Below are 10046 nucleotides of genomic sequence, written 5' to 3' on the forward strand. Positions count from 1 at the left end.
CTAGCTGATCGCGGCGGAGGGTGCTCGCGACCCTTCCCGACCGGCAGCAAACCGGCTCAGCGCACCGGTGCGGGCCAGGCCGCGCACGGCCAGCCAGGACAGCAGGCCGGCGAGCACGGTGCCCGACACGACAGCGGATACGAAATAGACGACCCGATAGCCAAAATCCAATGCCGCATAGCTCGTGAAGGTCGTGTCGAGCAGACCTACTGCCACCCCGGCACCCGCGCCAGCGAGCAGGGCGACGCCGAGCCGCCAGTTGGAATAGAGGAACAACGCAAGAATGATTTCGGCGCCCAGGCCTTCGACGACGCCCCAGATGAGCGTGGAGAATCCCCACTGGGTGCCGATCAGCATCGACACGACGGCGGCGACGACCTCGGTGTACACGGCTGCGCCGGGCTTGCGGATGATGAGGCCGCCGAGCACTCCGGCGAACAGCCAGCCACCGGCCAGGAGACCTTCGAGGCCGGGCGTGAACGCGAGGATCCCACTGAGCGGGGACCAGGCCAGGCCCCAGGCCCAGAAGATGACGCCGCTCGCAACGCCGATGACACTCGCAACAACGATGTCGACCACGCGCCAGCGAAAGTTGCGTGGCTTCTTCGCCGTCGAAGACTGGCGAGTGGACTGATTGAGTGAACTCGTTGTTGCGTGCACTATTCGTGCCCTTTCCGTAGGTGAATACAGGGCACGGGATCGAGAAGCCTCCCTGCGCTGGCATGATCCAGATCAGGTTCGACGGTCGAAGCTTGGTCAGCTTCCTCTCAGCCCGGTGTACCGGACTCCCGTGATACCGCCAATTCTAGCGCCCCGCCTAGACTTGCGGCATGGGAATGACGACATGAGTATGAGTATCAGCATCCTGCTCGTGTTGGCGGCGCTGTATCTCCTGCTGCTGCGCCGGTTCCTGATGCGGCGTCGGCGCATCGCCCAGGGATTGCCGGTGAACGGCCCGTGGCACTTTCCGCCCTGGCTGCAGCTCCGGGTGCCACGGTGGGCGCGCCGTCGGTTCGCGCGCCGGCCGCGCCGGCCCCGCCGCATCCGTTCTGCTCGTCGCCCCCGCCGCTCGCCCGGGCCCACCTAAGGGAACCGGGCCCAGTTTGTAGACTGGGCCCGTGGCCTGGGCCCGGGCCCCGTCCAAAGAGGGGGGCTACTTCTTGAGGGCTCGGATTATCCGGGCCAGGGCGCGTCCGGCGACCAGAAGGAATGGCACACCGACGGCGAGCAGGGCGATGACGTTCGGCTCAAACCGAGCCGTGCCGCCCGACTTGACATAGGCACCGATCGGCAGCGACACCCCGCCGCCGCCGCCACCGGATCCGGCAACTCCGCCTTCGCCGGCATCACCGCCACCGAAACCGTAGTAGCTGAGCGCCACCGGTATCAGGGTGACGCCGTCAATTTGCACGGGATCCCCGTAAGCCGATTTCACACCGGCGGAACGGAAGGTTTCTGCGAGTTTTTCCGGGAGGCTGGTCATTCCAACAGGGTAGCCGACTCGTGCCTTATGGGCGAGGCTTGAAGAAGGAGGCCGAACGCACTGTTCCCGCCCCGAATCGCTCGGTCACGGAATCGACCGCCAGCTCGGCGCCGCGCCAATCCTCGTCGGGATCCCATAAACCTACCGATCCCGACGCTGTACCGAGCTGCTCGGCCCGCACCCCGATCAGTCGCACTCGAATACCCGACGCGGCCAGCAGGTCGAACGCAGCGACTGCTTCCTCATAGATTCGCCGGCCGACATTGCTCGGTTCAGCGAGGGTGCGCGACCGGGTGACGGTGCTGAAGTCGGTATAGCGCAATTTGAGTGCCACGCGCCGTGCCACGAGATCGCTGCGCCGCAGCCGTGCGGCCACCAGGTCGCACTGCCGCAGCAACTCACTGTGCAGCTGGTCGATGTCGGTCACGTCGTGTTCAAAGGTCACCTCATGGCCGACGCTCTTCTCTTCCCGCTCGACCGTCACCGAGCGTGGGTCACGCCCCCAGGCCAACTCGAACAGCTTCATACCGGAGGCCTCCCCCAGTGTTTTTTTCAGCACGTCCACGGGCGTGCGGGCAATATCGCCGATGAGTTTCAGGCCGAGGCGCGTCAGCATCTGCTCGGTCGCGGACCCCACGCCCCAGAGCGCGGTCACGGGCAGCGGATGCAGAAACTCCACCGTCTTTTCGGCCGGCACGACGAGCAGACCGTTGGGTTTGGCCAGGCCGGAGGCAAGTTTGGCGACGAACTTGGTCGACGCCGCGCCAACGGAGCAGACGAGGCCGGTTTCGGCGAACACGCGAGCGCGAATGAGTTCGCCGATCACAGCTGGTGAACCGAACAAATTAGTCGCGCCGGCAACGTCAAGAAACGCTTCGTCGATGCCGAGCCGTTCCACCAGTGGCGTGACGTCGTCGAAGATGCTCATCACTCGGGTGGAAAAGTCTCGATATTGTCCCATGTGCGGCTCGAGTACGATCGCGTTCGGGCACTGGCTCAACGCGAGCGACATCGGCATGGCCGAGTTGACACCGTATTTTCGGGCGATGTAGTTGGCCGCCGTGACGACCGAACGGCCGCCGCGGTGGCCGACGATCACCGGCAGGTGCGCGAATTCCGGGTGAGAGAGCAACTCGACCGAGACAAAGAACGCGTCCAGATCAACGTGAAGTACCGTCGCCGAACGGTCGTCGACGTCGTCCGCCGAAACCTGCCGCCCGCTGCCATCCTGTCTGCCCACCGAAAAAACCCTAACCTGATCCGGCCCATATGCACGACCGACAGAGGGAAAATACAATTCCACGGCATAACTCCTGCAATTCACTGCTGAAAAATATCGCGACCGCGTCTTTTCGCGGAAGCCTCGCATCAGGTCACGCAATCTGCAGGAGTTATGCGACGGGGCGACACGTCTTGTCGGGCAACTACCCGAGCGCCGTGCCGAAAACCAGCCCGAGCAGGTAGGTGACCGCCGCTGCGCCCAGGCCGATCACGAGTTGTCGCAGCGCACGCTTCAACGGCGGACCTCCCGAGAGCAGGCCGACGACTGCGCCGGTGGTCAACAGGGCGACGCCTACAAGAATGGTGGCGACGATGATGGCCGCGTAGCCGCTCATGCCGAATAGGTAGGGCAGCACTGGCAGAAGAGCGCCCGAGGCGAAAAAGCAGAAACTCGACAGTGCCGCTCCGGTGCCGGTGCCGACGGCCTCGTGTTCGTCATGTATGGGAGCCTGGGGACTGACCGCGGAGATCGGTCCGGTCGCCGCGTAGGCGGTAGCGAGCACCCCACGGGCGTGTGCCTCCGCCTCGTCTTCAGACATGCCCCGGGCCCGGTAGACGAGGGTCAGCTCGTTGGCAGCGAGATCCAGGTGGGAGAGCACGCTCTTGGCCGGCGCAGCGGGGGTGGAAGCTTCGAGTAGTTCCCGCTGGGAGCGCACCGAGACGTACTCGCCGGCACCCATCGAGAGCGCCCCAGCCAGGAGTCCGGCGATGCCGGTGAACAGAATCGTCGCGGCCGAGACCCCGGTCGCCCCGATGCCGAGCACGAGGGCGAGGTTGCTCACCAGCCCGTCGTTGACACCGAACACGGCGGCCCGAAAGGTACCCGACAAGCGTTTGCGACCCCGGGCGGCGAGGCCACGCACGACTTCTTCGTGCACGGTCTCATCGGCGGCCATGGCGTTGGTGGCGTCCAGATCCGCGTTATAGGGCGAGCGACCTTCGGCCCGCTGAGCGAGGGCGAGCACGAACACCGACCCGAACCGTCGAGCGAGCAGCGCCAACAACCGGGTGCGCAGGGCGCCGCGCCTCGGTGAGCCAATATCGCTGCCGAGCAGTTGCCGCCAGTGTTCTTCGTGCCGTCCTTCAGCGTCGGCGAGGGCGAGTAGAATCTGGCGCTCCTCGCCGGCACGGCGGTTGGCGAGGTCTCGATACACGGCGGCTTCGGCCTGTTCGTCAGCCAGGTATTGCCGCCACCGACGGATGTCGCGGGTCGACGGGGTGCGCTCGCCCGGTTCTGGAGTGATCGCGTTCACGCTTCCGGCGCTGCTTCCAGAAAGCTCTGCGGGATGCGCGCGGAATCATGCGGGCCGGAGCCGTCGAGGCCGAAGAATGGTTCCTCGAAGCGGACGACCCAGAATTTCTCCCGCACGACGGTCGGAGCGTAGAGCCCGGAGCCCTCCGACTCCCCCGCCGCCACGATCACGCCGATCGGGTCGTCAAGGAGTGAGTCGGGAAACCGGGTGCGATCGAGCCGCACGATGACCTGCACGCCCACTCCGAAGACAGCGCTCTGACCACTCATGCCTTACTCGATCGCCTGGGCTCGTTCGAGCACGAGTTCGCGCACGCGCGCAGCATCCGCTTGTCCACGCATGGCCTTCATAACCGCGCCGATCACGGCGCCGGCCGCCCGCTGCTTGCCGCCCCGAATCTTGGCGAGCACGTCGGGCTGCCCCAGCAGTGCGGCGTCGATGGCCGCGATGAGCGCACCGTCGTCGGAGACCACGGCGAGGCCGCGGCTGTCGACGACCTCGGCCGGGGTGCCCTCCCCTGCAATGACGCCCTCGAGTACCTGGCGGGCCAGACGGTCGGTGAGGGTTCCAGCTTCGACGAGTTCGATCAGTGCAGCGAGCTGGGCCGGTGTCACGAGCGAGTCGGCGGCGACCCCGGCCGCGTTGGCGAGCCGGGCGATTTCGCCGGTCCACCACTTGCGTGCGGCTTGAGCGGATGCCCCGGCAGCGACGGTCGCTTCGACCGCGTCGAGCAGATCGGAGTTGACGACGTCCTGAAACTCGAGGTTCGCAAAACCCCACGCTGCCTGTAGGCGCTTGCGGCGGGCCGCGGGCGGCTCGGGCAGGGTCAGGCGCAGCTCTTCGACCCATTCGCGCGACGGCGCCATCGGCAGCAGATCGGGCTCGGGAAAGTAACGGTAGTCATCGGCGTCGCTCTTGGGCCGACCGGCACTCGTGACTCCGGTGTCTTCGTGCCAGTGCCGGGTCTCCTGGGTGATGGTGCCACCGCCGGCCAGCACGGCGGCCTGGCGCTGGATCTCATAGCGCACGGCGCGTTCGACCGAGCGCAGCGAGTTGACGTTCTTGGTTTCGGTGCGGGTGCCGAGCACGTTCGACCCGCGCGGACGCAGGGAGACGTTGGCGTCGCAGCGCACATTGCCCTCTTCCATGCGAGCGTTGGAGACGCCGAGGGCCTTGGCAATCTCACGAATCGCAGCGACGTAGGTCCTGCCGATCTCGGGGGCATCGTGTTCGGCACCCTCGATCATCTGGGTGACGATCTCCACCAACGGCACTCCGCCGCGGTTGTAATCGACCAGGGAGTAGTCGGCGCCCTGGATGCGTCCGGTGGCGCCACCCATGTGGGTGAGCTTGCCGGCGTCGTCCTCCATGTGGGCGCGTTCGATCTCGACGGTGACCAGACGGCCACTTTCGAGTTCGATCGTGATCGAACCGTCGTGGCAGATCGGGTCGTCATACTGGCTGGTCTGAAAGTTCTTCGCCGTGTCTGGGTAGAAGTAGTTCTTGCGGGCGAACCTTGAGTGTTCCGCAATCTCACACCCCAAAGCCAGCCCCAGGCGGATGCTGGATTCAATCGCTTTCTTGTTCACCTGCGGCAGCCCGCCGGGCAGGCCGAGGCAGGTGGGACAGGTGTTCGTGTTGGCACCGGAGCCGAACTCGTTGGCGCAACCGCAGAACATTTTGGTTTTGGTGTTGAGTTCGACGTGCACCTCGAAGCCGAGCACCGGCTCGAACAGTTCGAGTGCTTTGTCGAAATCCATCAATTCGGCCCGGTTCTTCATTTCTGCGCTGGGCATCAAACGGCTCCCTCTTTACTGGCAAACATTTCGGTCGGGGTCAGGGCTGGTGCCCGGCTGAGCATGGTGTGCCCCCAGCGCGCTTCGAGCAACTGCTCGATAGCGGCGCCGACGGTGTAAAGGCGGGCATCCGCTTTGGCGGGGGCCATGATCTGCAGGCCGACCGGCAGGCCGTCTTCGGGTGCCAGACCGATCGGGATGCTCATGCCGGGTATGCCGGCGAGGTTGGCCGGAATGGTGGTCACGTCGTTGATATACATGGCCATCGGGTCGGCGAGCTTCTCACCGAACTTGAATGCGGTGGTCGGAGCACTCGGCGAGACGAGCACGTCGACCTGGCTGAACGCGGCGGCGAAGTCACGCTGAATGAGCGTGCGCACCTTCTGCGCACTGCCGTAGTACGCGTCGTAGTACCCGGCGCTCAGGGCGTAGGTGCCGAGGATGATGCGGCGCTTGACCTCGGCGCCGAAACCCGCCTCACGGGTGGCGCTCATGACGTGCTCGCTCGTGAGCGAGCCGCTGTCCGGGTTGACCCGGATGCCGAAGCGTACCGAGTCGAAGCGGGCCAGGTTGCTCGAGGCCTCGGCCGGCAGAATCAGGTAGTACGCTGCGACGGCGTACTCGAAGTTCGGGGCGGAGACTTCGGTGATCTCGGCACCGGCAGCGACGAGCAGGGCGAGGGTCTCCGTGAAGCGCTGGGTGACGCCGGCCTGGAATCCATCGCCCGCGAGTTCCTTGATGACGCCTACGCGCACGCCCTTGAGGGCGCCGTTCGCAAGTCCGGCTTGGGCCGCGGCGGCCATCGAGGGCCAGCTGTCTGTCAGCGACGTGGAATCCAGCGGGTCGTGTCCACCGATGACGTCGTGCAACAGGGCGGCGTCGTAGACCGTGCGGGAGACCGGGCCGACCTGGTCGAGGCTCGACGCGAGGGCGATAGCCCCGTAGCGGGAGACTCCGCCATAGGTCGGCTTGACGCCGACCGAGCCGGTCACGGCGGCCGGCTGGCGAATCGATCCACCGGTGTCGCTGCCGAGGGCGAGCGGCGCCTGAAAGGAAGCGACGGCCGCGGCCGAGCCGCCGCCGGAGCCGCCGGGGATGCGGTCGCGGTCCCAGGGGTTGCGGGTGACGCCATAGGCGGAGTGCTCGGTAGAGGACCCCATGGCGAATTCGTCCATGTTGGTCTTGCCGAGCAGAATCAGACCGGCCGCACGCAGGCGGGCGACGACGGTCGCATCGTACGGCGGCACCCAGCCCTGAAGAATTTTCGACCCGGCGGTGGTGGGCATGTCCTGGGTGGCGAGCACGTCTTTGATCGCGATCGGAACACCGGCGAGGGGGTTCAACACTTCACCCGCAGCGCGGCGGGCATCGATCTTCGCGGCGGCATCAAGGGCGTCGTCGCCGGCGACGTGCAGAAAAGCATGCAGGTCGGTGTCGACTGCCGTGATGTGGTCGAGGTGGGCGCGGGTCGCTTCGACGGCGCTGACCTGCTTGCCAACCAACAGTTCGCTCAGAGCAGCGGCGGAGAGCTTGGTGAGATAGGTCATGATTACTCCTCGTCCAGAATGGCGGGCACGCGGAATTTGTCCCCGGCGCGGTCTGGCGCACCGGACAGTGCCTGCTCCACCGTCAGCGAGGGCACGACGACGTCGTCGCGGAACACATTGGTCAACGGCATCGGGTGGCTCGTGGCCGGTGTGTCGGCTGTGGCAACCTCAGATACTTTGGCGATCGAGTCGACGATCTGGCCGAGGTCACGGGTGAGACTGGTGATCTCGAGGGGGCTGAGGTCGATCCGAGCAAGGTATGCCAAATGGGCAACCTGCTCGGCCGTGATTTCAGACATGGTGCTCCGATACGCATTGAGGTGGATATTCCAATCCTATTCGCCAGCCGCCGCAAGCCCGATCCGCCAACGGCTCCAGATCCGCACCCCCGCCCCTGTTGCAGTCCGGCTCCGCTTGCAGGCAGGGAACCGACACTGGCACCGGGCGGCCATTTTTGGCGTTGATCGGGTGAAGTTTCGTATCGCCGACGCCGAGAAAAGACCCGGCACGAAGATGGAATTTCACCGGGACGTAACCGTTTAGGAGCACACTGGAAGATATGAGAGCAATTGTTGTCGAGCAGAAGCCGGGCGGATCCGTGTTGTCGATGCGGGATCTCCCGAGCCCTGCACCGAGCCCGCATCAGGTGAAGATCCGTGTGCGGACTGCGTCGGTGAACCGTGCCGACCTGGGCCAGCGCGCGGGAACCCACCAGCCGGTCAATCCGGGCAGCGCTCCGGTCGTCGTGGGGCTCGATGCCGCGGGTGACGTTGTCACGGTGGGAAGCGCGGTGACCGGCGTTCACGTCGGGGACCGCGTCATGGCCATCGTCAGTGGAGGTTTGAGCGAGGAAGTCGTTGTCGACGCTGCGCTGGTTATACCGATTCCGCCGGCGTGGACCTACGCGGAGGGTGCTGCTGCCATCCTCGGGTTGATGACTGAGCACAACGCGCTCCGCACTGCGGGTGAGCTTGAGCCGGGCGAAACGGTGCTCGTTCATGCGGCGGCCTCAACGGTGGGGCTTCAGTGCGTACAGCTGGCAAAATACCTGGGCGCTGGACTGATCATTGCCACCGTTCGCACGGACCGGGCAACAGATCTGCTCCGTTCTTCGGGTGCCGATCACGTGGTCGAGGTGGGCGAGGCCGGTTTTGCAGATCGGGTTTTGGAACTGACGGATGGCCGCGGGGCCGACGTCATCGTCGACCATGTCGGCGGCCCCTATCTTGCGGATAATATTCGCTGCGCCGCGCTCCGGGGCCGCGTAGTCGGCGTGGGGCGCCTCGGTGGTGCCCACGGTGATCTTGATCTGGAAGCACTGGCATTCAAACGAATAAGCATCATCGGGGTCACCTTTCGTACCCGTGACGCTGCGGAGAAAGCCGCTATCGTCGCCGCGCTGCTATCCGACGTCGATCCGGCTTTCGCAGCACTGCGCCCATCGATTGATCGGATCCTGCCCTGGACCGAAGTTCAACAAGCGCAGGATCTCATGGCTGCGAACTCGCACCTGGGCAAGATTGTTTTGAGTCTTGAAAATACGTAAGCCAGAACGTCTGGAAATGCACACGAGGTAAGGAACCACATGCGCGAAACCAACTTCTTCAACGGCGTCCACGTGCCCGTCATCGGCCAGGGAACCTGGCATCTCGGTGAGGACGCCGCGACGCGAAAGGCTGAGGTGTCGGCCCTCTGCGCGGGGATCGATGCCGGCCTGACCGTGATCGACACCGCCGAAATGTATGGCGATGGCGCCTCGGAAGAACTGGTCGGCGAGGCCATCCGAGGCCGACGCGATGACGTCGTGCTGGTCAGCAAGGTCTATCCACACAACGCGAGCCGGAGCGGCGTGGTGGCGGCGTGCGAGCGCAGCCTGCGCCGGCTCGGAACCGATCGGCTCGATGTCTACCTCCTGCATTGGTCTGGCAGTGTTCCACTGTCCGAGACCGTTGACGGGTTCGAACACCTTCGTGCAGCGGGCAAGATTCGGAGCTGGGGGTTATCGAATTTCGACCAAGATGACCTGGAGCAAGCACCAGACGGATGCGCCGCCAATCAGGTGCTGTACAACCTCGGCAGTCGGGGCATCGAGTTTGATCTCCTGCCCTGGCAACAACGCGCGGGCATGCCGCTCATGGCCTATTCGCCACTCGGTCAGGGACCGACCCTGCTCGAGCATCCGCTGCTGGCCGAAATTGGCAAGCGGCACGGAGTGACCGGTGCCCAGATCGCGCTGGCCTGGGTCATCAGGCAACCGGGCGTCATCGCGATCCCCAAAGCATCGTCGCTCGAGCACGTGCACGAGAATGTCGGCGCGGGCTCGGTGGTGCTCGACGCCGAGGATTGCCTGTCGCTGGATAGCGCATTTCCGGCACCCCGCAGCAAACAACCGCTCGATATTCTCTGACGCCGCCCACTTATTTCTGAAGCGCACTCCGGCCAGGCGGAGTGCAGCCACCCCTCCGGGAGCACAGTGGCAGGTCCCGCCCGATCATGATAAAACTGATACATGCTTATGTTCTGCACGGCCTAGGGCTGTCGGACATTCATCCATTCAATACCTCCGAAAGTGAAGACGGATCCTCCGTCCTACACGGTCACAAATTCAGGGAGTGAAAAAATGAAAGCAGTCGTTTACAAAGGACCCAATGAGGTCGCCGTGGAAGAAGTTCCAGATGCCAAGATC

General features: G+C 64.9%; 11 protein-coding genes and 1 riboswitch. Of the genes, 3 read left to right on the forward strand and 8 right to left on the reverse strand.

From position 1 onward, the window contains the following. The gene (locus CXY72_RS01730) at positions 1-660 is read right to left on the reverse strand and encodes an ECF transporter S component (RefSeq protein ID WP_104126000.1); all 660 of its coding nucleotides are present in this window, start codon (positions 658-660) and stop codon (positions 1-3) included. A 31-nt stretch (positions 661-691) separates the two neighbouring features. Further along, positions 692-802: riboswitch (TPP riboswitch) on the reverse strand. A gap of 42 nt (positions 803-844) precedes the next feature. Between CXY72_RS01730 and CXY72_RS19120 the strand changes: the two genes are divergently transcribed. Next, complete coding sequence (locus CXY72_RS19120; protein WP_146071015.1) at positions 845-1087, forward strand: hypothetical protein; 243 nt, start codon at positions 845-847, stop codon at positions 1085-1087. 66 nt (positions 1088-1153) lie between these two features. Here CXY72_RS19120 and CXY72_RS01740 read toward each other — a convergent pair whose 3' ends face one another. The 7 genes from CXY72_RS01740 to gatC all read right to left on the reverse strand — a co-directional run bounded on the left by CXY72_RS01740 (position 1154) and on the right by gatC (position 7659). Beyond that, a complete protein-coding gene (locus tag CXY72_RS01740) occupies positions 1154-1483 on the reverse strand; it encodes a hypothetical protein (RefSeq protein WP_104126002.1) in 330 nt (109 codons plus the stop codon). Positions 1484-1508: 25 nt separating this feature from the next. Beyond that, the gene (gene dinB, locus CXY72_RS01745; protein WP_104126003.1) at positions 1509-2723 is read right to left on the reverse strand and encodes a DNA polymerase IV; all 1215 of its coding nucleotides are present in this window, start codon (positions 2721-2723) and stop codon (positions 1509-1511) included. A 184-nt stretch (positions 2724-2907) separates the two neighbouring features. Then, positions 2908-4017: a VIT1/CCC1 transporter family protein gene (locus CXY72_RS01750; protein ID WP_233197601.1), complete on the reverse strand. Its 1110-nt coding sequence runs from the start codon at positions 4015-4017 to the stop codon at positions 2908-2910. Beyond that, positions 4014-4286 (reverse strand): hypothetical protein, encoded by a 273-nt coding sequence (locus CXY72_RS01755; RefSeq protein ID WP_104126004.1) that lies wholly within the window; start codon positions 4284-4286, stop codon positions 4014-4016. Before CXY72_RS01755 ends, CXY72_RS01750 begins: the two co-directional genes overlap by 4 nt. A gap of 3 nt (positions 4287-4289) precedes the next feature. Then, positions 4290-5813: an Asp-tRNA(Asn)/Glu-tRNA(Gln) amidotransferase subunit GatB gene (gatB, locus tag CXY72_RS01760; RefSeq protein ID WP_233197602.1), complete on the reverse strand. Its 1524-nt coding sequence runs from the start codon at positions 5811-5813 to the stop codon at positions 4290-4292. Then, complete coding sequence (gatA, locus tag CXY72_RS01765; RefSeq protein WP_104126005.1) at positions 5813-7360, reverse strand: Asp-tRNA(Asn)/Glu-tRNA(Gln) amidotransferase subunit GatA; 1548 nt, start codon at positions 7358-7360, stop codon at positions 5813-5815. The genes gatB and gatA overlap by 1 nt, the downstream gene beginning before the upstream one ends. A 2-nt stretch (positions 7361-7362) precedes the next feature. After that, on the reverse strand, positions 7363-7659 hold the full coding sequence (gatC, locus tag CXY72_RS01770) for an Asp-tRNA(Asn)/Glu-tRNA(Gln) amidotransferase subunit GatC (protein WP_104126006.1): 297 nt from the start codon (positions 7657-7659) through the stop codon (positions 7363-7365). 260 nt (positions 7660-7919) lie between these two features. On the opposite strand from gatC, the gene CXY72_RS01780 reads away from it, so the two are divergent. After that, positions 7920-8906: a zinc-binding dehydrogenase gene (locus tag CXY72_RS01780; protein ID WP_104126008.1), complete on the forward strand. Its 987-nt coding sequence runs from the start codon at positions 7920-7922 to the stop codon at positions 8904-8906. Between the two features lie 39 nt (positions 8907-8945). Continuing rightward, the gene (locus CXY72_RS01785) at positions 8946-9767 is read left to right on the forward strand and encodes an aldo/keto reductase (protein ID WP_104126009.1); all 822 of its coding nucleotides are present in this window, start codon (positions 8946-8948) and stop codon (positions 9765-9767) included. The last annotated feature ends 279 nt before the right edge of the window (positions 9768-10046 follow it).

The sequence above is a fragment of the Cryobacterium sp. Y57 genome, assembly GCF_002929505.1.
Lineage (GTDB): Bacteria > Actinomycetota > Actinomycetes > Actinomycetales > Microbacteriaceae > Cryobacterium.

Coding starts and splice junctions, on each gene's coding strand:
- CXY72_RS19120 (WP_146071015.1), top strand. CDS start 845: ATGAGTATGAGTATCAGCATCCTGCTCGTGTTGGCGGCGCTGTATCTC.
- CXY72_RS01740 (WP_104126002.1), bottom strand. CDS start 1,483: ATGACCAGCCTCCCGGAAAAACTCGCAGAAACCTTCCGTTCCGCCGGT.
- CXY72_RS01755 (WP_104126004.1), bottom strand. CDS start 4,286: ATGAGTGGTCAGAGCGCTGTCTTCGGAGTGGGCGTGCAGGTCATCGTG.
- gatB (WP_233197602.1), bottom strand. CDS start 5,813: ATGCCCAGCGCAGAAATGAAGAACCGGGCCGAATTGATGGATTTCGAC.
- gatA (WP_104126005.1), bottom strand. CDS start 7,360: ATGACCTATCTCACCAAGCTCTCCGCCGCTGCTCTGAGCGAACTGTTG.
- gatC (WP_104126006.1), bottom strand. CDS start 7,659: ATGTCTGAAATCACGGCCGAGCAGGTTGCCCATTTGGCATACCTTGCT.
- CXY72_RS01780 (WP_104126008.1), top strand. CDS start 7,920: ATGAGAGCAATTGTTGTCGAGCAGAAGCCGGGCGGATCCGTGTTGTCG.
- CXY72_RS01785 (WP_104126009.1), top strand. CDS start 8,946: ATGCGCGAAACCAACTTCTTCAACGGCGTCCACGTGCCCGTCATCGGC.